This window comes from Methylocystis iwaonis, from assembly GCF_027925385.1.
Lineage (GTDB): Bacteria > Pseudomonadota > Alphaproteobacteria > Rhizobiales > Beijerinckiaceae > Methylocystis > Methylocystis iwaonis.
Genome location: NZ_AP027142.1, coordinates 1,793,030 through 1,812,794 on the forward strand (window position 1 = coordinate 1,793,030; position 19,765 = coordinate 1,812,794).

At 64.3% G+C, this 19,765-nt stretch carries 20 protein-coding genes; 5 read left to right on the forward strand and 15 right to left on the reverse strand.

Features of this window, described 5'->3' with window-relative positions:
- Positions 1-46: 46 nt before the first annotated feature.
- Both QMG84_RS08555 and tyrS read right to left on the reverse strand, forming a co-directional pair.
- Complete coding sequence (locus QMG84_RS08555) at positions 47-1,039, reverse strand: TorF family putative porin (protein WP_281931797.1); 993 nt, start codon at positions 1,037-1,039, stop codon at positions 47-49.
- Between the two features lie 246 nt (positions 1,040-1,285).
- Positions 1,286-2,548 carry a tyrosine--tRNA ligase gene (gene tyrS / locus QMG84_RS08560; protein ID WP_281931798.1) on the reverse strand — a complete coding sequence of 421 codons (1,263 nt, stop codon included), beginning with the start codon at positions 2,546-2,548 and terminating at the stop codon, positions 1,286-1,288.
- Between the two features lie 212 nt (positions 2,549-2,760).
- Here tyrS and QMG84_RS08565 point away from each other — a divergent pair, with 212 nt between their 5' ends.
- The gene (locus QMG84_RS08565; RefSeq protein ID WP_281931955.1) at positions 2,761-3,900 is read left to right on the forward strand and encodes an acyltransferase family protein; all 1,140 of its coding nucleotides are present in this window, start codon (positions 2,761-2,763) and stop codon (positions 3,898-3,900) included.
- Here the strand turns inward: QMG84_RS08565 and QMG84_RS08570 are convergent.
- Positions 3,897-4,739, reverse strand: coding sequence for an EcsC family protein (locus tag QMG84_RS08570; RefSeq protein WP_281931799.1), 843 nt, complete (start codon positions 4,737-4,739; stop codon positions 3,897-3,899). The two genes, QMG84_RS08565 and QMG84_RS08570, sit on opposite strands and share 4 nt — an antisense overlap.
- Before the next feature lie 283 nt (positions 4,740-5,022).
- On the opposite strand from QMG84_RS08570, the gene QMG84_RS08575 reads away from it, so the two are divergent.
- A complete protein-coding gene (locus QMG84_RS08575) occupies positions 5,023-5,583 on the forward strand; it encodes a DUF992 domain-containing protein (protein ID WP_281931800.1) in 561 nt (186 codons plus the stop codon).
- 30 nt (positions 5,584-5,613) lie between these two features.
- Here QMG84_RS08575 and QMG84_RS08580 read toward each other — a convergent pair whose 3' ends face one another.
- The 9 genes from QMG84_RS08580 to QMG84_RS08620 form a co-directional block, all read right to left on the reverse strand.
- Positions 5,614-6,348: an SDR family NAD(P)-dependent oxidoreductase gene (locus tag QMG84_RS08580; RefSeq protein WP_281931801.1), complete on the reverse strand. Its 735-nt coding sequence runs from the start codon at positions 6,346-6,348 to the stop codon at positions 5,614-5,616.
- 12 nt (positions 6,349-6,360) lie between these two features.
- On the reverse strand, positions 6,361-6,909 hold the full coding sequence (locus tag QMG84_RS08585; RefSeq protein ID WP_281931802.1) for a Uma2 family endonuclease: 549 nt from the start codon (positions 6,907-6,909) through the stop codon (positions 6,361-6,363).
- Between the two features lie 27 nt (positions 6,910-6,936).
- Positions 6,937-8,421 (reverse strand): amidophosphoribosyltransferase, encoded by a 1,485-nt coding sequence (gene purF / locus QMG84_RS08590; RefSeq protein ID WP_281931803.1) that lies wholly within the window; start codon positions 8,419-8,421, stop codon positions 6,937-6,939.
- Positions 8,422-8,524: 103 nt separating this feature from the next.
- Positions 8,525-9,112 carry a CvpA family protein gene (locus QMG84_RS08595; RefSeq protein ID WP_281931804.1) on the reverse strand — a complete coding sequence of 196 codons (588 nt, stop codon included), beginning with the start codon at positions 9,110-9,112 and terminating at the stop codon, positions 8,525-8,527.
- A gap of 201 nt (positions 9,113-9,313) precedes the next feature.
- Positions 9,314-10,693 (reverse strand): DNA repair protein RadA, encoded by a 1,380-nt coding sequence (gene radA / locus QMG84_RS08600; RefSeq protein WP_281931805.1) that lies wholly within the window; start codon positions 10,691-10,693, stop codon positions 9,314-9,316.
- A 234-nt stretch (positions 10,694-10,927) separates the two neighbouring features.
- Entirely contained in the window at positions 10,928-11,368 is a 441-nt protein-coding gene (locus tag QMG84_RS08605; RefSeq protein WP_413661901.1) for an integration host factor subunit alpha, read from the reverse strand.
- A gap of 259 nt (positions 11,369-11,627) precedes the next feature.
- Positions 11,628-12,614 (reverse strand): beta-ketoacyl-ACP synthase III, encoded by a 987-nt coding sequence (locus QMG84_RS08610; protein ID WP_202072810.1) that lies wholly within the window; start codon positions 12,612-12,614, stop codon positions 11,628-11,630.
- Complete coding sequence (gene plsX / locus QMG84_RS08615; protein WP_281931806.1) at positions 12,611-13,684, reverse strand: phosphate acyltransferase PlsX; 1,074 nt, start codon at positions 13,682-13,684, stop codon at positions 12,611-12,613. Before plsX ends, QMG84_RS08610 begins: the two co-directional genes overlap by 4 nt.
- A 291-nt stretch (positions 13,685-13,975) precedes the next feature.
- The gene (locus QMG84_RS08620) at positions 13,976-14,551 is read right to left on the reverse strand and encodes a YceD family protein (RefSeq protein WP_281931807.1); all 576 of its coding nucleotides are present in this window, start codon (positions 14,549-14,551) and stop codon (positions 13,976-13,978) included.
- Between the two features lie 183 nt (positions 14,552-14,734).
- Between QMG84_RS08620 and QMG84_RS08625 the strand changes: the two genes are divergently transcribed.
- Positions 14,735-15,217 carry an outer membrane protein assembly factor BamE gene (locus QMG84_RS08625; RefSeq protein WP_281931808.1) on the forward strand — a complete coding sequence of 161 codons (483 nt, stop codon included), beginning with the start codon at positions 14,735-14,737 and terminating at the stop codon, positions 15,215-15,217.
- Between the two features lie 217 nt (positions 15,218-15,434).
- Positions 15,435-16,472 (forward strand): transglycosylase SLT domain-containing protein, encoded by a 1,038-nt coding sequence (locus QMG84_RS08630; RefSeq protein WP_281931809.1) that lies wholly within the window; start codon positions 15,435-15,437, stop codon positions 16,470-16,472.
- A gap of 37 nt (positions 16,473-16,509) precedes the next feature.
- Here the strand turns inward: QMG84_RS08630 and QMG84_RS08635 are convergent, their stop codons facing one another.
- Together QMG84_RS08635 and argC are read right to left on the reverse strand one after the other, a co-directional pair.
- Positions 16,510-16,665 carry a hypothetical protein gene (locus QMG84_RS08635; RefSeq protein WP_434085980.1) on the reverse strand — a complete coding sequence of 52 codons (156 nt, stop codon included), beginning with the start codon at positions 16,663-16,665 and terminating at the stop codon, positions 16,510-16,512.
- A 78-nt stretch (positions 16,666-16,743) separates the two neighbouring features.
- On the reverse strand, positions 16,744-17,670 hold the full coding sequence (argC, locus tag QMG84_RS08640; protein WP_281931810.1) for an N-acetyl-gamma-glutamyl-phosphate reductase: 927 nt from the start codon (positions 17,668-17,670) through the stop codon (positions 16,744-16,746).
- 87 nt (positions 17,671-17,757) lie between these two features.
- Here argC and QMG84_RS08645 point away from each other — a divergent pair, with 87 nt between their 5' ends.
- Positions 17,758-18,222 carry a flavodoxin family protein gene (locus QMG84_RS08645; RefSeq protein ID WP_281931812.1) on the forward strand — a complete coding sequence of 155 codons (465 nt, stop codon included), beginning with the start codon at positions 17,758-17,760 and terminating at the stop codon, positions 18,220-18,222.
- A 133-nt stretch (positions 18,223-18,355) separates the two neighbouring features.
- Here the strand turns inward: QMG84_RS08645 and QMG84_RS08650 are convergent, their stop codons facing one another.
- Entirely contained in the window at positions 18,356-19,129 is a 774-nt protein-coding gene (locus QMG84_RS08650) for an outer membrane protein (protein WP_202072816.1), read from the reverse strand.
- Between the last annotated feature and the right edge of the window lie 636 nt (positions 19,130-19,765).

Sequence of the window (19,765 nt, forward strand, 5' to 3'; positions counted from 1 at the left end):
CAAACGGAAATGGTGTGGAGGAGGAGGCCCACCAAGCCCTGGTTTGTCACTGGAACATCGTCGAATCCAGCTCCACATTGATCGAGCCGACCACGCGCGAGTCGCACCAGTCGGAATAGCCCTGGCCCCAGACCGCGGCGGCGAAATTGCCGGCGGGATTGGCGACGTTAGTGAAGCAGCCGCGGCGCGTCAGCGTATTGTCGTGATAGCGGACGTCCAGCGTGATCGCCTTCCACTTATAGGAGGCGCCGATGTTCCAGGTGTTGTAGCTCGACAGCTTGAAGCCCTGGATGCCTTTGACGCCCGGCTGAATATAGCTCGGCCCATAGGTGGGGTCGCCCATGCCAAGGAAATAATGGCCGAAGGCGCCCGAGATCGAGGCGCCCGTGCCGGGCAGGCTGAGCTTGGCGTTGCCGCCCGAATAGAGCGCATGGGCGTTGTAATTCGCCCAGCTCGGATTGTAGCCGATCTCCGCGCCAATGGTCAGATAGTCGTTGAGCGCCCAGCTCGGCTTGGCATAAATTTCCACGAAGCTCTGGTCGAAGGGCGTCGTCGGCATGCCGCCCGGCGTCAAGTACGTGAGGACCGGCGACAGGCCGCCGAGGAAATATTGCTGCTGATTGCCCGGGCGGCCGTGATAGACGGCGCCGAAATCGAGCGTCAGCGGCCCCAAGTTCGGGCGCACGCCGCCATAAATGTCGAGCTGCGCGGCCGGCGACGTCGGCAGCGTGACGTTCAGCACATCGCCGCCAAGATAGAACCAGCCCTTGCCGATCTCGCCATAGGCCATCGCGCCGGGGCGGTGGTTGGTGATCGAAATGCCGCGCCAGATATTCTCCGACATGAAGGTGACGCCGGCTTTATATTGGACAGGGCCGCCCAGAACGTCGAAATTGGGTTGCGGAAGCGCGAGAAGCGGGGAGGGGGCGAGGCTTGGCGGGGCCTCGGGGGCGGGCGCAGGGGCGCGGACCGCGCGGGCCATTGCTTCCGGCGCGGCGACGACGGCGGCAACGCCCAGAACATAAATCCACTTTTTCATTAGATAACTCCCGAATCGGATTCCCGTCGCGGGAGAGAGTTAGCGGCAGCTCTGCCGTTGGATAATGGCGAAAGTCATGCCCGCAGCCGTTTTACACGGGATTCGCGGCGCCATTCCCGACGCTCGCATGAGCGAGCAATCGGGAATCCAGAGTAAAACGCGCGCTTTCTGGCTCTGGAATCCCGATCGGGCCTTCGGCCCCTCGGGAATGACAAGCGTCAATGCGAGCTATTCGCGCAAATTTACTTAGTCGCGGGTCAGCAGCACGTGCTTCTTCTTGCCGAGCGAAAGTTTCGCTACGCCGTCCTTCTCGAAGTCCTTCTGCGAGAGCGTCGCGCGTTCGTCGGTCACGACGGCGTCATTCAAACGCAGGCCGCCGCCCTTGATCTGCCGCCGCGCTTCGCCGGTCGAAGCGACGAGGCCGGCCTTTACGAAGGCGGAGAGCACGCCGAGCCCGGCGGCGATCTCCTCAGCCGAGACGGGAACCTTCGGGAGCGACAAAGCCAGCGCGCCCTCTTCAAAGGTCGCGCGCGCCGTTTCCGCCGCTTGGTCGGCGGCCTCGCCGCCGTGAACCAGCGCGGTCGCCTCTGTGGCGAGGGTTTTCTTGGCCTCGTTGATCTCAGCCCCGCCGAGCGCCGCCAGCCGGGCGACTTCCTCCATGGGCAGGAAAGTGAAGAGCTTCAGGAAGCGCGCGACGTCGGCGTCCTCGGTGTTGCGCCAAAACTGCCAGTAATCGTAGGGCGACAGCATGTCGGCATTGAGCCACACGGCGCCCGCCGCCGTCTTGCCCATTTTGGCGCCGGAAGCCGTCGTCAGCAGCGGCGAGGTCAGCGCGTAAAGCTGCGGCGTTCCCATGCGGCGCCCGAGATCGAGGCCGGTGACGATATTGCCCCATTGGTCGGAGCCGCCCATCTGCAGCAGCGCGCCATAGCGGCGGTTGATCTCGACGAAATCATAGGCCTGCAAGCACATGTAGTTGAATTCGATGAAGGAGAGCTCGTGCTCGCGCTCCAGCCGCAGCTTCACCGAATCCATCGTGAGCATGCGATTGACGGAGAAATGCCGGCCGACGTCGCGCAGGAAGTCGATGTAATTGAGCCCGGCGAGCCAGTCGGCGTTATCGAGCATCGAGGCGTCGGTCGGCCCGTCGCCGAAGGTCAGGAAGCGCTCGAAAACGCGCCTGATCGACGCCTTGTTGGCGTCGATCTGCTCGATCGTCAAAAGCTTGCGGCTTTCATCCTTGCCCGAAGGATCGCCGACGCGCGTGGTGCCGCCGCCCATGAGCGGCAAGGGCTTGCCGCCGGTGCGCTGAAACCAGGCGAGCAGCATGATCGGCAGAAGCGAGCCGACATGAAGCGAAGAGGCCGTGCAGTCGAAACCGATATAGGCCGCCAGTCCGCCGGCAGCCGCCTTCTCGTCCAGCCCCTCGAAGTCGGAGCACTGATGCACGAAGCCGCGCTCCAGAAGAACGCGCAGAAAGTCGGATTTGGGGGAGAATGCGTCGGCCATAGGGCAGGGTGATAGGGTCTGGGGCGCATACGCGCAAGACGGGTCCTGTGGGTGGGCGGCAAATAGGCACAAGCAGAGACTTCCGCCTCGGTCGGCGAGTGTGTAAAAATGAAAGGAGAGCTTAGCTATAAGAGGAGAAAAATAATTTGAGACTGGAGCCCCGACTTTCGAATTTTCTCGACGGCGGCCGCTGGCTCTTCGCCTTTGTCGTCTTGATCGGGCACGAAACGCCGCTCTTCAATCGTTTTAGCGGTATGATGATTACGCCTCAGAGCGCGACCAATTACATTTGGTGGTTTGTCAGCCACTTTCAGTTCGCGCATTTTGCGGTCATCGGCTTTTTTGTCATTTCGGGTTTTCTCGTTGGCGGCAACGCTTTGACCGCGATCTTGCAAGAGAAATCCTTTTTGAAAAGCTATCTCATCAATCGTGTGACGCGCATTTACGTCGTCTTGATCCCGGCTTTATTGGTAACCTTCACTTTCGACACGCTCGGCCGCGCGCTGTTCCGCAAGTCTTTCTACGAGAACAAGCTCTTCGATGGGCATTTCGGCCTGAACCTGATTCCTCCTAATCTCTTGAACTTGCAGGAGATCTATTCGCCCTTTTATGGCACGAGCGCCCCTTTGTGGTCGCTGGCCTGCGAATTTTGGAGCTATATTGTTTTCCCGCTGCTGCTTTTGCCCCTGCATCGCGGGCTGAGCTGGCGGGCGAAAGCCGCGGCTTTCACGGCGGGGGTCGCCCTATTTGCGGCGCTTTGCGCGCCCCAGACGCTGTTCGCTTTCTATTTCCTGATCTGGGTCATGGGCGCCGTCGCCCGCGTCGCGACACGTCCGCTCATTGGGAACTACAAGCTGGCGCTGGCGATTCTCATCGTATCGGTCGTGGTTACGCGTCTGACGGTGAGGGGCCCGGCGTTGGAGGCGGTCCCTCAGCTTCAACAATTCGTCGATGTGCTCAACGCCTTCCTCTTCGCCAATGTGATCGTCGCCCTGCGTTTCGACCGATCTCCATTCCAGGAGGGCCGCGCGGCGGAGATCAATCGCAAGCTCGCGGATTTTTCCTATTCCCTCTATGCGGTTCACAATCCCGTCGTCTTCCTGGGCGCTGGCGCAATCCGTGGTTTCGCTGGCGAGGAATGGATGCCCCACGACTGCCCGGGGTCGCTGCAAATCCTTTCCTTTGCCTGCCTGACTGGGCTCGCCGTGGCCTTTGCATATGGCTTCTCGCGATTGACGGAGGCGCGGACGGAGGATGCGCGTCGCGCCTTGCGCGCGCTGGTCGACAGGGTGACGGCGACGCACGGGCAAAGGATGGCGGACAAGATGGCGGTTCGGGAGACCGTGTCCTAGGCGTTGAGCGGCGCGTCCCAATAGCCTTCTTCGCGGGCGATGCGGGCATATTGGGCGCGCACCAGCGCCGGATTATAGATGCGCTCCAGGCGGCGCACCGCAAAATGGCCGCGCGCCAGCGTCTGGAAATGCTCGGTGAAGGCCAGATTGATCGCTGCGCCGCTGACCGCGCCGATGATCGGCACCGCCTGGGCGGCGACTTTCTGCGAGACGACGACGCCGAAGCGCGCCGAGAGCTGTCCGACCAGCCGCACCAGCGCCGGCCCGGCCTCCTGCGAGACCCCGCGCGTCGCCACATATCGCGCCGCGTCGCTGACGGACTTGGCGAGCAGGCCGCGGACGGCGAGATAACCGCCTTCGAGCATATTGTCGCCGGCATGGCCGCCCAGCGCGAAGACCTCGAGACAGGCGAGCCCCGTCTCAGGGTTGCGCAGATTTTCGCCGTGACTACGCGCGATGTCGGCGATCGAGCGCAGCATGATGGTGGTCGAGAGAGGCAGCTCCACAGGGAGGCTCGCCAGGCCGACCGCGCCGCCGACGCCGCCTGTGAGCGCAGCGAGGCGGCGGTGAAACCGCGTGGTGTCGCCTGGCGGCGCGCCTTCGAGGCTCGACAGCGCCACTCGCAAGGCGGTCGTCAGCGCCTTCTGCGCGGCCAATCCAGCCATTTCCTGAAGCTGCGGGGGCAGGGGACGGCTGACGAGCCCCATGCGCCGGCCGGCAAGGCGCGCGACGCGTCCGGCAAAGCTCTGGCGCTCCAGTGCGGCGACGGCCGCGCGCAACGCCTCGATGTCGGCGCTCGAAAGCTGTGATTCATACAAAACAGGGGGTTGCGCGCTCATCGCTCCGTCTCCGCCGCCGCGTCCAAGCGCCGCATAACAGGCCGCGTTGGCTTACCTCAAGATCGCCCGCCCGATCGCCGTTTGCAAGGGGCTGCAATCAAAGGGATTACTGGCGCGATCGTCGCTGCGTGCGACGTCGCACGTTCGAAATGGCGCCGTTCTCGTTACCACTGTAGCGATCCAGCCGGTTGTCATATACTGCGCCTTATGCGTAGCATTCTGCTGAAGTTTGCGATCGCGGTAAGAGCTTTAACGGCTCGAAGAGAAAAAGAGGAGGAGTTCTATGTCTGTCCGTTTCAAACTGAGCCACGCGCTCGGCGGCGCCGCGATTTTGGCGCTTCTGGCTCCGGCAGCGGCTCTCGCCGACGGCCGCGTTGGCACGCTTCAGTGCAGGCTGCTCGGCAACGATCTGAGCGTCATCGTCGAGAACCAGCAGATCGACTGCGCCTATAGCGACGACGAGGAAGGCGCCCTCCCGGTCCATTACGTCGGCACGCTGACCAAGGTCGGCCCGAACATCACCATCAACGGCCAGGGCGAGCTCGCCTGGGGCGTGATCGCGGCCACCGGCAAGGTCGGCCCCGGCGCGCTGGCCGGCAACTATGTCGGCCCGGGCGTTTCGGCCAAGATCGGCGTCGGCGGCGGCGGCGCGGTCCTCGTCGGCGGCTCGGACAACACCTTCTCGCTGCAGCCCTTCCAGATCGAAGCGGGCGCGGGTCTTGGCTGGAACGCGGGCGTCGAGAGCCTCACGCTCGCCTATGTCGCGGCGCCGGCGCCCGTGTTCCATAGGCACCACCACGGTCATCACCATCACCACCACCATCATCATCACCACCATCATTGATGGCGAAGCGCGGGGGCGACCCCGCGCTTTTCACGCCGGCGGGCGGAAGTCCATCAGCCGGTCGGTGGGAAAGTCATAGAGCCTCCCGGTCTCGCGCCACTCGGGCGCCAACAGCGGGAGGCATTTTTTCGCAAAATCCTCAGGCGCCGGCAGCGTCATGGGGTCTTCGCCCGGCATGGCCTGGGCGCGCATGCGGGTGCGTAACGGGCCCGGATTGGCGATCATCACCGTGACGCCGTCATCCTTGACCTCCGCCGCATAAGTGCGCGCCATGGCGTCGAGCGCGGCTTTGGAGATGGCGTAGGGGCCCCAGAAGGGCTTCGCCTTGTGCGCCGCGCCCGAGGTGACGAAAAGAACCCGCCCGGCGCCAGACGCCCGCAGCAGCGGATCAAGCGAACGGATGAGCCGCCAATTGGCCGTGACATTCACCGCCACGACGCGGTTCCAATCCTTGACGTCCACATGGGCGAGCGGCGACAGGGGGCCGAGCACGCCGGCGTTGCCGACGAAGACGTCGAGCTTGCCCCAGCGCTCGAAGAGCGCCGCGCCGAGACGGTCGAGCGCGTCGAAATCGGTGACGTCGCAGGGAACAAGCGTTGCTTGCCCGCCGAGCGCGCGAATTTCGTCGTCGAGCTCCTCCAGCGCGCCCTGCGTGCGGGCAAGCGCCACAATATGCGCGCCCTGGCGCGCGAGTTCGAGAGAGATGGCGCGGCCGACGCCGCGGGAGGCGCCGGTGACGAGAGCGATGATGGGGGAGGCTTCCAACTGATAATCCGGTTAGGGGAACATGTCGGCGATCTCGATGGAGAGACCGGGTGGGATCAGCGCGATCGCGCCTTCCTTGACGAAGGCGACGGCGATCCGATCGCCGTCGCGGGAATAATGCAGGACGAGACGCCGTTTGGAGTCGACCACCAAATAATGCGCAATGGTCGGCACGCGAAAATAGTCCGAAAGCTTTGCGTTGGTGTCGAGACTTCGCGAGGAAGGCGAGATCACCTCGACAACGACAATCGGCGAAGTTGCGAGAAGTGAATCGGGCGCGACGGCGTCGCCGCAGTTCACCAGGGCGTCGGGCTCATAGACAGTGTAATCGTCGACCGCCACGCCGAGGCTATCGATAAAAGCCTCGCAGTTTGCGCCTGTGCGTTCGACGGCGTCGGCGAGCGCGCGCCAGATCCGCGCCTTGATCCGGCTGTGCTCCGCGCGCTCCGGCGCCATAGCGATGATCTCGCCGCGGACCAGCTCGCAGCGCTTGCGCTCCGTCTCCTGCGCCCATTGGAGAAATTCGGCCGCCGTCATCGGCTTTTTTGCGGGTGCGGCCATGAGTTTGCCTCTGTCGATAAAAAGGCCTCAGCTCGCCTCCGCCAGCAGCGAGAGCTGCGCGCGGTTCTCCTCCACGAGGTCCGTCAGCGACGTCGGATAGTCGCCCGTGAAGCAATGGTCGGTAAATTGGGGATGCGTCTTGTCGCGGCCGTCGAAGCCCATCGCGCGGTAGATGCCGTCGACCGAAAGGAAAGACAGCGAATCGCAGCCGATATAGGCGCGCATCTCCTCCAGCGAATGCGTCGCGGCGAGGAGCTTTTCCTTCTGCGGCGTGTCGATGCCGTAATAGTCCGGATGGGTGATGGGCGGCGAGGAGATGAGGAAATGCACCTCGGTGGCGCCCGCGTCGCGCATCATCTGCACGATCTTCACCGAGGTCGTGCCGCGCACGATCGAGTCGTCGATGAGGATGACGCGCTTGCCCTCGACCACGCAGCGATTGGCGCTGTGCTTCATGCGCACGCCGACCTCGCGCACCGATTGCGTCGGCTGAATGAAGGTGCGGCCGACGTAATGGTTGCGGATGATGCCCAGCTCGAAAGGAATGCCCGACTCGCGCGAATAACCGATCGCCGCCGGAACGCCCGAGTCCGGCACCGGCACCACGACATCGGCCGCGATGTTCTGCTCGCGCGCCAATTCGCGGCCCATGGCCTTGCGGACCTCATAGACGGGGCGACCCTGAACCAGAGAGTCCGGCCGAGCGAAGTAAATGAATTCGAAGATACAGGGCCGCGCCGCCCGGGCGGGGAAGGGTTCGATGCTCTCGATCCCCGACTCCGAGATGATGACGATCTCGCCGTTCTTGACGTCGCGCACGAAGCGCGCGCCGATAATGTCAAGCGCGCAGGTTTCCGAGGCCAGGATATATTTGCCGTCCAGCTCGCCGATCACCAGCGGGCGGATGCCGAGCGGATCGCGCGCGCCGATAAGCTTCTTGTTTGTCAGGGCGACGAGCGAATAGGCGCCTTCGATGGCGCGCAGGGCCTCGATGAAGCGGTCGATAAGCTGCGGCTTGCGGCTTCGCGCTACAAGGTGAAGGATGACTTCCGTGTCGGAGGTCGACTGAAAGATCGAGCCTTCCTTGATGAGGTCGCGGCGCAGCGCCTGCGCATTGGTGAGATTGCCGTTATGCGCCACGGCGAAGCCGCCGGTGTTGAGCTCGGCGAAAAGCGGCTGAACATTGCGTAAAATGGTTTCGCCGGTCGTCGCATAACGGACATGACCGATCGCGGCGGAGCCGGGGAGGCGCTTGATCGTGCTTTCCTTGGAGAAGTGATCGCCGACAAGCCCGAGGCGCCGCTCGGCGTGGAAACGGCCGCCCGCGTCATAGGTGACAATGCCGGCGGCTTCCTGGCCGCGATGCTGGAGCGCGTGAAGGCCGAGAGCGGTGATGGCGGCGGCGTCCTCGAAATCGAAGACGCCGAAAACGCCGCAATATTCGCGCAGACGATCGCCGTCGAGATCGTCGGTGGTTTCGATCGGGCCGGCAATGGATTGGCTGTCTGTCATTGCGCTGTCTCCCCTATCGAAGCGCGGTGCTGCGCTCTAGCATCATCTTTGCCAATCGGCGCGAACGCCGGCAAGTTTTTCGGCCCTTTGCGCGTCATCCCTCTTACTGCTTCTCGCTCGGCGGCAGCGCCTTCTCGAGCTCGGATTCGGCGGGCGGGGTCTCTTCGACAGGCGCGCCGCCCTTCTTGGCTTTGATCTTGGCGACGATGCTGTCCATGTCGTCGGGAAGCCATTCGCGCAGCTTCTCGCCGCCCGCCTGGAGCAGCGGCTTGGCGCGGGCGCTGCGGACCCATTCCGGCTGATTGGGGTCGGGCACCAGCCAGCCGTAGAACAGAAAGGCCACCACCGCGAGAAGCATGCCCCGGACGGCTCCGAAGACGAAGCCCAGCGAACGGTCGAGCGCGCCGATCTTGGAGTCCAGAATCACGTCGGAAAGCTTCACGGTGAAAATCGACACCAGCACCAGCGCCACGAAGAAAACGGCCGCGACCGACGCGGCGAGCGCGAGCTCGTCCTTAGCGAGGTAAGGTTTTATATAGGGCAGCGCCATGGGGTGCAGATAGTAAGCCGCGAAGGCCGCCGCCACCCATGAGAGGATCGCCAGCACTTCGCGGGTGAATCCGCGCAGCAAGGCGAGCATGCCGGAGACCAGAACGATAATAATAACTGCCAGATCAAGGTACGACGGCATCGAAGTCCTCTTCGTTTCGCCCTGACGCTCGGAAATCCCAACGCTTCGCCGGCGCGCTTTGCGCGCCCGATACGCCATTCGCTTTCGCAAGCGCGCTCTGCTGATCGAAGGCGGCTGGGTCGATGGCCGCGGGAACGTACGACGGCTTGCTTCTAGCGCAACTCAGCCGTCGGCGGGAAGTAGAAAGCTTAAATTTCAGCCTTAACGTGCCCGGGGCGCAGTTTGAGCAATCGCCGCAACGAGCTGGGCGACGTCGGCGCAGGGCCGCAAGATCAGCCCGGCGCGCCGCTCGTCGTCATTGATCTGCTGGCTTTGCGCCAGCACCGCCTGGTGAAAGCCGAGCTTGGCGGCCTCGCGTAGCCGCATCCCGGCGTGGATGACGGGCCTGATGGCGCCGGAAAGGCCGATTTCTCCAAAAAACGCCTGATCGGCCGGGAGAACGGCGCCCGTCAGCGAGGAAACGAGCGCCGCCGCGGCGGCGAGATCGCCCGCCGGCTCGTCGGCGCGCAGGCCGCCCGCGACATTGAGATAAACGTCGTGCATCCCGAGCTTCAAACCGCCATGCGCCTCCAGCACGGCGAGAATCATCGACAGGCGATTCTGGTCGAAACCCACGACGGCGCGCCGCGGCGTGCCCAGCGAGGTCGGCGCCACGAGCGCCTGGATTTCGATCAGCATGGGGCGCTGGCCTTCCATGCCGGCGAAGACCGCCGCGCCCGGCGCGGAGGCGTCGCGCCCCGCAAGAAAGATCGCCGAGGGGTTGGCCACCTCGGCGAGCCCGAGCCCGGTCATTTCGAAGACGCCGATTTCGCCGGTGGCGCCGAAACGGTTTTTCGAGGCCCGCAACATGCGAAAGTGATGCGCCGCATCGCCCTCGAACGACAGCACTGCGTCGACCATATGTTCGACGACGCGCGGTCCGGCGACCTGACCGTCCTTGGTGACGTGGCCGACAAGGATGATCGTCGAGCCGCTGGTCTTGGCGTGGCGGAGCAGCGCCTGCGCGCTCGCCCGCACTTGTGTGACCGTGCCGGGAGCCGAGGGCGCGACTTCCGTGTGCATGGTCTGAATGGAATCGATGACGATCAGCGCGGCGCGTTTGCCCGTCGCGCAGGTGGCGAGAATATCCTCGACCTGCGTGGCCGAGGCGAGTTCGACCGGCGCGTCGGCAAGGCTGAGGCGGGCCGCGCGCAGCCGCACTTGCGCCACGGCCTCTTCGCCGGAAATGTAAATGACCCGCTCCCCGCGCCGCGCGAGCGCCGCGCAGGCCTGGATGAGCACGGTCGATTTACCGATGCCGGGCTCGCCCCCGAGCAGCAGGACCGAGCCCGGCACGAATCCGCCGCCCGTCACCCGGTCGAATTCATCGATCCCGGTGACGATGCGCTCGGCCGGCCGATCCGACCCGGCGAGCCCTTCGAGCTCGATCGCGCGCCCGCGCGTTACGCGCAGCGCCGTCGGACCCGGATCGCTTTCCTCGGCGATCGAGTTCCATTCGCCGCAAGATTCGCAGCGTCCCTGCCAGCGCGCGGCGACGGCGCCGCAGTTTTGGCAGACGAAGAAAGAACGGGACTTGGCCATAGGCGCTTGGCGCATGCGCCGGGAAGTCTTGTCAAGAGGCGCTTGCGCCCTCGCCGTCGCGAGGCGTCATACGAGATCCGCTTGATTGGTTCGCTGTCATTCCCGACGCTCGCGCAGCGAGCGACCGGGAATCCAGAGCCAAACCAGCGCTTTTGTGGCTCTGGATTCCCGGTCGGGCTTTCAGCCCGCCGGGAATGACAAGTCCCCGTGCGAGCTATTCAACCGGAAATGGTATCAGACCGTTCTCTCGTTCGGGGGGCTTTTCCCATTCGGCTTCGGGGCTTGGCCATTCTTGCCGGGCAAGGCCGCCGGCTCCTCCAAACCATTGTTGATGCGCGCGCGCAGCACGTTGGAGGGCTTGAAGGTCACGACCAGCCGCGCCGTGATTTTCGCCGACTCTCCCGTCTTGGGATTGCGGCCCTGCCGCTCCCGCTTGGCGCGAACGAGAAAAGCGCCGAAGGACGACAGTTTGACGTCTTCCCGCGAGACGATGCTTTCGAAAATCTCGTCGAGCACCATTTCGACATATTTGGAGGCTTCACTGCGGCCTAGACCAGTATGCTGATGAACTGCCTCGGCGAGATCCGCGCGCGTCGTCGTTCTGATCGATTGGTCGCCGTAGACAAAAGCGCTAGCGCCATCGCCGTTCGGCAAGAGGATTTGCTCCTGGGACATTTGGAACCTTGTAATTCTTCGTTGCAAAAATATTGGAGGCGGAGATAGTTTGCGCGGATAGTTGCTTTTACTGCAATCGGTCGGAGCGCAATCAGCAAATACCGCCAAAGAACCATTAGCCGTCGCCGAAGCCCGGCTCGCTCATCCGTTGTCGGAATTATTCAGAATTGCTGCAAAAAATCAAGCGCAAGTTGCAGCGCCCGAGCGTGAATCGGGCGCATTTCGGGGCCGAAAACAATTGCGTTGTCGTTTCGCCGACTTACCAGCGGATCAAAGCCGATCCCCAGGTGAATCCGCCGCCGACCGCCTCCAGCATGACGAGATCGCCCTGCTTGATGCGGCCATCCGCCGCCGCGACCGAAAGGGCGAGGGGAATGCTGGCGGCCGAGGTGTTGCCGTGCAGATGGACGGTGGCGACGATCTTTTCCGGCGCGATGCCGAGCTTTTGCGCCGACATGTCGATGATCCGCCGGTTGGCCTGATGCGGCACGAACCAATCGAGCTCCGCGGCCGAGAGGCCCGTCGCGGCGAAAGCGTCGACGACGACGTCGGTCACCTTGCCGACGGCGAATTTGAAGACTTCCTGACCGGACATGCGGAGATGGCCGACCGTCTGCGTGGCGGAAGGACCGCCGTCGACATAGAGCTTCGTCCGATGCCGGCCGTCGGAGCGCAAATGCGTCGTCAGCACGCCGCGCTCGCTCAAGGCGCCGCTGGAGGGCCGGGCCTCCAGCACCATCGCGCCGGCGCCGTCGCCGAAGAGGACGCAGGTCGTGCGGTCTTCCCAGTTGAGGATGCGAGAGAATGTCTCCGCGCCGATGACGAGGGCGCGCTTGTGCGAGCCCGAGCGCAGGAATTTATCGGCGGTCGAGAGCGCGAAAACGAAGCCTGAGCAAACCGCCTGAAGATCGAAGGCCACGCCATGGGCGACGCCGAGGGCCGCCTGAATTTGCGTCGCGGTCGAGGGGAAGGTCCAGTCGGGAGTGGAGGTGCCGACGATGATCAGGTCGATGTCATCGGGGGTGAGGCCGGCGTTTGCGAGCGCCGCGCGCGCCGCCTTCTCGCCGAGCATCGAGGTGGTTTCACCCTCGGCGGCGATGTGGCGTTCCTTGATGCCCGTGCGCTGGAAAATCCACTCGTCGCTGGTGTCGACGATCTTGGCGAGGTCGTCATTGGTCAGCGTCTTGGCGGGCAGATAGGAGCCCACGCCGAGAACGACGGAGCGGAGCAGGGGATGTGACGTCACTGAGCGGTTTCCTGCGACGGGCTGGCCGGATCGGCGGCGCCGCTTTCGAATTGGTGAGCGAGCGCGATCGTGTCGCGAATTCGGTTCATGAGATCGTTCTTGGCCATTTCGTAGCCGATCTCGATCGCGCGGGCGAAGCCCACAGAGTCCGTTCCGCCGTGGCTCTTGATGACGATGCCTTCGAGGCCGAGAAACACGCCGCCGTTGACGGCGCGCGTGTCCATCTTGCCCTTGAGCTCGGCGAAGGCGCCGCGGGCGAAGAGATAGCCGATTTTGGCGAAGAGCGAGCCGCTCATGGCGGCTTTGAGATAGGCCGCGATCTGCTTCGCCGTGCCTTCGGCGGTCTTGAGCGTGATATTGCCCGTGAAGCCTTCCGTTACGACGACGTCGACGGCGCCCATGCCGATGCCGTCGCCCTCGACGAAGCCCGCATATTCGAGGCCAGGAAGGTCGGATTCGCGCAGGATGGCGGCGGCGGCCTTGACCTCCTCGACGCCCTTGATCTCCTCGGTGCCGACATTGAGCAGGCCGACGGTCGGCCGCTCCAGGCCGAGGATGATGCGCGCCATCGCCGAGCCCATGATGGCGAGATCGACGAGGTGGCTGGCGTTGGCGCCGATCGAGGCGCCGACGTCGAGAACGATGGACTGGCCGCGCAGCGTCGGCCACAGGCAGGCGAGCGCCGGCCGGTCGACGCGGGCCATGGTGCGTAGACAGATTTTCGACATGGCCATCAGCGCGCCGGTGTTGCCGGCGGAGATTGCGGCGTCGGCCTCGCCCTTCTTGACCGCTTCGATCGCCATCCACATCGAGGAGACGCGCCGCCCATAGCGCAAAGCCTGGCTTGGCTTGTCATCCATGCGGATATTGACGCTCGAGTGGCGGATTTCGGCGCGCTCTGCGAGGCGCGGATGGTTCGCGAGCTCGGCGCGGATCGCCGTCTCGTCGCCAAAGAGCAGAAAATGGCTGCCGGGCATGCGTTCGAGGGCGAGGGCGCAGCCGGGGATCGTCACCGACGGGCCGAAATCGCCGCCCATCGCGTCGACCGCGATCCGAACTTTCTCCGCCATTGCTTCCTGTTTCCCTCGCATGCCGGCGATGCGCCGGCGCGCCCGCGGACGGCAGGCGAATGATCAGCTCGCGGGCGCGAGACTGTGACCGGCGACGCCATCTGGCCGAACCGACGATTCCGCCATGGCTCCGCGTTCTGCGCGGGTGATTGCCATTTGCTGCGCGGCCGCGCAAGTGCCACGTCGCGGCGCTTGCTTGACCGGGGCCAGGCGTACGGCTGATTCATGCGCGCCTGAAGGCGCGCGGTCCGGGCGCCGCAAAGGACCGCGGGCCTTCAGGCCCGCGCCATACTACTTCCCCGCGGGTCGCAACTTCGCGAAAGGCGAGACCACGCCGCCTTCCTGCTCCGCCTCGGGAGCAGGCTCGATAAATTCGGCGCCGGGCTTACGCGGATAGGGATCGAGCGTCAAAGTGAGGAACTCCGAGACCACCGCCCCGAGATCGACCGCGCCGCCGAGCAGCGGGTCGGGCGGATCATCGTCGAGCATGTTCTGTTCGATCGCCTCCGGCTCGGGCTCGTGGCGGCGCGAGCGGGGCTTGGGGGCCTCCTTTGGCGGCGCGAAGCGCAGCTCGATGGGCTCGACGACCTCGGAGTCGAATTCGTCGAGCGTGACGACGCAAGTCTGGCGCACATGAGCGCGCAGCTCGCCGGTCACCTCCAGCCCGTCGCTGCGCCAGCGCCGTGCGCGGAGCGCCGCTTCGAGCGAAAGAACGGCGGGCAGGCCGTTCATCTGCGCCAGCGCCGCGCGCTCGGCGTCCGTGGCGGCGATTTTTATCTCGAGACCTTCCGGCGGAACTTCGGTCAGGGTCAGCGGGCGCGAGAATGGCGGCTTCTCGCCGAGGGCCATATTATGTTCGTCAATCATTTTGCCCTCTCTTCTCTCCTTCAGGCGCATTCATGGCTTTTAGATACGTTGGCCGCCTCATTGGCGCCAGTTCTCTGATCTATCCGGCCACGATCGTCTTGCTTTCGCGCCAATCGAAGGCTAGGCAAGCCGAATTGCGATGCAGGATACCGGCGCGCGTCGCGTCGCCGGCGGGAAAGTAGCTTGGAGATCGATATGGCGGGGCTGGGCTTGCGCGGTTTTTCGAGGGGCTGTTTCGGTTCGTCGGCCGTGAGAATGTTGGCGGCCTTCGGCGTCGCGGCCTCGCTCTCCGGCTGCCTGGGCTATGACGGCGTCATCAATCGCGGCGCGGTGATCGACTCGCGCAAGGCCATGCAGGTGAAGCCGGGCATGGCGGCGCCGCAGGTCATGCAACTGCTCGGCACGCCTTCCACGACGTCCACGATCGGCGGCGACGCCTGGTATTACGTCAGCCAGCGACTCGAGCGCTCCATGGCCTTCATGCCGCAAAACATCACGGATCAGCATGTGCTCGCTGTCTATTTCGACAAATCGAGGAAAGTGACCCGAATTGCGGACTATGGGATGGAAGACGGCAAGCCCGTCGATTTCCTGGCGCGCACGACCCCTGTCGCCGGCCCGGATTATCACCTGATTCAGGCGTTGCTCTCGAAGGTGCCATTCTAACAAGGAAGCGCCTGCTGGTTTGATGGCGCAAATAAGGCCGCACGCGCGTTGTCGCACCTAAAGCGTCCGGAACACACGGGTTTTTGCTGAATTTTCTCCAGCACGCCGCCGCGCCGAATATGGCGCGGGGGTGGCGCGCGCCGTCGCTCTTTCGCCGTTCCTTCTGCGTAACTTCTTGTTAAGGCCGCTGTTGCGGCGCAGGGAGTCGACGAGAAGAATGACGGAGTATTCGCAGCCCGCATTGGGGTCCGCGCCCGGCATGAGTTTGGGCGACCGCTGGGCGTCGATCCTTGAAGGCCGCGCTTTCCCGATCATTCTTCGCACGGCTTGTGTCGGCGTCGTCCTTTCGACGCTTGCGGCGCTGAGCTTCTCGGCCAAGCGCGTGGCGGCGCCCCGCTATGAGCGCGTCGCCCGCGCCGCGAAGCCGCATGCGCCCCCGACGCCTTTCATGCAATTGACGCGGGGTGACGACGAGGCCGCGCTCGATAGCGACTTCTCGCTCGAGCAGGCGGCGCTGACCTGGGCGCATCGCCTCGGCGCGGAGGGCGAGACCGCCTCCGACGCGCCCGGCGTGATGCGCTTCGGTTCGGTGAAGGTGCACAAGTCGATCGTCGAGCGCGTCGTGAAGGCCGCGAACCAGACCGAGATGGACCCGGCGCTGCTCATGGCGATCGCCGACAAGGAATCCGCCTTCTCGACCACCGCCAAGGCGCGCACCTCCTCGGCGAGCGGGCTCTTTCAATTCGTCGAGAAGACCTGGCTCCAGGCGGTCAAGAATTTCGGGCATCTCTACGGCCGCGAGGAAGAGGCGAACGCCATCGCCGACGGCGCAGACGCCATCGGGCGCGTCGCGCCGCAGCAACGCGCCAAAATCCTCGGCCTGCGCAACGATCCCTATCTCTCGGCGGCGCTGGCGGCGCAGATGCTGAAGAAGGACGGCTCCAAGATCGCCGAGAAGATCGGTCGCCAGCTCACCCCGGGCGAGACCTATCTCATCCACTTCCTCGGGCCGGAGGACACCGAACGCTTCATGCAGGCGCTGATCGAGAAGCCGACGATGTCGGCCGCCGCTTTGCTGCCCAAGCCCGCCCGCGCCAACAGGCCGATCTTCTACGCACAGCAGGGCCGCAAGCTCAAAGCCAAATCGGTGAGCGAGGTGCATGAGGCCTTCGAGACCATGATGGGCACGCGCACCAGCCGCTACGAGGATGTGGCGCAGAAGCTGCCGGCGGGCGTGACGGCCTATACCGAGTGAGTTCGATGCGCGCCCGAAGGCGCGCGGTCCGACGCCGCTATGGACCGCGGGCCTTCAGGCCCGCTTGCCGCCGCCGATCCATCAGATCGAGACTCTGCACCGCCGCGCCTGACGCGCGCTTGCCGAGATTGTCGAAACGCGCAACCAGCACGGCGTGGCGCCGCGGCTCATTGGCGAAGACGAAAACCTCCATGTCATCCGTGCGTTAGGGAGTGATGCCCGTGCGCGCCTGAAGGCGCGCGGTCCGGACGCCGCCATGGACCGCGGGCCTTCAGGCCCGCTTGCCGCCGCCGATCATCAGATCGAGATTCTGCACCGCCGCGCCTGACGCGCCCTTGCCGAGATTGTCGAGACGCGCAACCAGCACGGCGTGGCGCCGCGGCTCATTGGCGAAGACGAAAACCTCCATGTCATCCGTGCCGTTGAGCGCGAGCGCGTCGAGGCGGCCGGCCGCCGGCGCCGGCACGACGCGCACATGCGGCGCGCCCTCGTAATGGCGCCGATAGGCGGCCTCGACATCCGCCGCCTCGGGCTTGCCCGGCAAAGCGTCGAGCGCGAGCGGGATCGACACCAGCATGCCCTGGCGGAAATTGCCGACCGACGGCACGAACAGCGGGCGCACGGAGAGCTTCGCATAGGCCATGATCTCGGGCAGATGCTTGTGCTCGAGAGAAAGCCCGTAAAGCTCGAAGGCCGGAGCCTCGCCCTTCTTGTAAGACTCGATCATCTGCCGTCCGCCGCCCGAATAGCCGGAGACCGCGTTGATCGTGAGTTGCTGGTCGGGCTGAATGAGGCCGGCGTCGACGAGCGGGCGCAGCAGTGCGATGGAGCCAGTGGCGTAGCAGCCGACATTGGCGACGCGCGCCGCTTTGGCGATCGCCTCCGGCTGGCCGGCGCAGAGCTCTGGAAAGCCATAGACCCAGCCGGGCGCGACGCGATGCGCGGTCGAGGCGTCGAGCAGGCGCGGGGCCTTGTCGCCGAGCGCGTCGCAGAGCGCGACGGTCTCCTTGGCGGCGTCGTCGGGCAGGCAGAGAATGGCGATCTCGACGGCGGCGAGGATGGCGCGCTTGGCCTCGACATCCTTGCGTTTTTCGGCCGGAATCGCGACGATTTCGATGTCGGCGCGGCCGGCGAGCCGCTCGCGGATTTCGAGGCCCGTCGTGCCGGCGTCGCCATCGATGAAGATTTTGGTGGTCATTGGCCGTTTCGTCTCGCGGAAAGCGCGCGTTTATGCGCGGCTTGGATGATGGCTGCGTGACGCCTTGTCAACATAGAGTGTGTTCAGGTGAAGAAGCAGCTCCTTCTCATCGCGCATGCGCCTTCCGCCAATCTGCAGCGCATGCGGGACGCGATTGTCGAAGGCGCGAGCGCACCCGAGATCGAGAACGTCGAGACGCGCCTTCTAAGCCCCTTCGAGGCGCAACCCGAAGACGTGCTGGCGGCCCAGGCGGTCGTTCTCCTGACGCCTGAGAATCTGGGTTACATGAGCGGCGCCCTCAAGGATTTCTTCGACCGCTGCTACTATCCGTGCCTCGACCATTCGCAAGGGCTTCCCTACGCCTTGTGCATCCGCGCTGGCAGCGACGGGACGGGCGCGCGGCGGGGCGTCGAGACGATCGTCACGGGGCTGCGATGGCGGGCGATCCAGCCGCCGCTGATCTGCCGCGGCGACTGGCGCGAGGATTTTGTCGAGCAATGTCGGGAGTTGGGCGCGCTGGCCGCGGCGGGATTGGACGCCGGGGTGTTTTGAGCCGGCTGCACGAAGACTTTGGGGCGCAATCCCCATTACGACAAAACCCCCAGCTTCGCTTGCGCGAAAGCCGAGGGTTGCGTTGAAGAGAACCCGGCCGGGAGGTCGGGTTCTTGTCGGCCGGAAAGCCGTATCAGTATTTCGCGAGGACCGGAGCCGACCCGCCGAACAGGTTGAAGTGATAGTTCACGCCCGCGCGAACCGTGTGGAAGCGGGTGTGGTTGTTGACGTTGTTCAGCCCGAAGCCGGGGTTGAAGAACTGGTTCTGGTTGTTGCCGCTGATATCCGTGTAGAGATATTCGGCCTTGGCAGACCAGTTCGGCAGGAACAGCCACTCGACGCCGCCGCCGGCGGTCCAGCCGGTCTGCACGACGCTGTTCTGGTTCCACCAGAAGTTACGCTGCACGTCGCCGTAAGCGAAGCCGCCCGTGCCATAGACCAGCAGGGTGGGCGTAAAGAGCCAGCCCAGACGGCCGCGAACCGTGCCGAACCAGTTGATGCGGGCCGTAGCGTTGAGGCCGCCCCAGCCGCCCCAGGGACCGAAGCCGCCCCAAAGCCAGGGGTTGTTGTTGTTGCCGCCCGAGCCGATGCTCGTGCCCTGGAAGTCGGTCTCGATGCCGACGAGGAAGCTCTGGCCGAACTGATAATTATAGCCAATCTGGCCGCCGCCGACGACGCCGCCGGTGTTGTTGCCGCCATTATTCCAGCCCCAGCCCCAGACATTGGAGGAGGTGTGGTCCTGCCAACCGCCGCCTAGGTTCAAACCGGCGTAGAAACCCGTCCACAACGGCGGCGGGGGCGGCGGCGGGACATAAACGGGGGCTTCCTTGCGGGAGGGAAGATCCGCGGCCAGCGCCGACCCGAGCGCGAGGAGTGAGGCCGTCGCAATTAAGAATATTCTTTTCATTTTATTGCCCTTTCTCTGAATTTGAGGAGGCGGTCCGCTTGGGGGCCGAACACTCATGCATCCGTTTCTTAGCCCAGAATTGGTTTGAATGGTGTTTCCAGGTGAGGGACTCGGTCAGTTATTGTATTGATGTGGCATATTTGATACAGATAGCCTGTGGCTTTGCTATTCGTTTTAAAGCATTACTAAGTAACAATCCGTATTGCGACCGTGACCTTTGGTTTAAACAATCGCAAGATTTGCTGCTAAAGCATTACGAATGCACAGAATCACGGTCGCGCGGCGGCCTCTGGAAATGTACACGAAGCCGGCTGTCTTCCCGGCCATCCGCGCAGGCTTCCGGGCCGCTGGCGCCGCAGGCTCGAGCCTATTTTCTCGCCGGGCGCTTTTACTGGATCTGCTTCTTTTTATTCCATCTCGGTTTGAATAGCTCGCGTCGGGCGCTTGTCATTCCCGACGGGCCGAAGGCCCGATCTGGAATCCAGCGCCGCAAAAGCGCTGGTTTTGCCCAGAACCCGTCATTGCGAGCGAAGCGAAGCAATCCAGGGCAGCGATGCGGCCCTGGGTTGCTTCGTCGGCTCCGCCTCCTCGCAATGACGGCGGTGATTTCCTGTGCGTCGAAACTGCGCGAGCGTC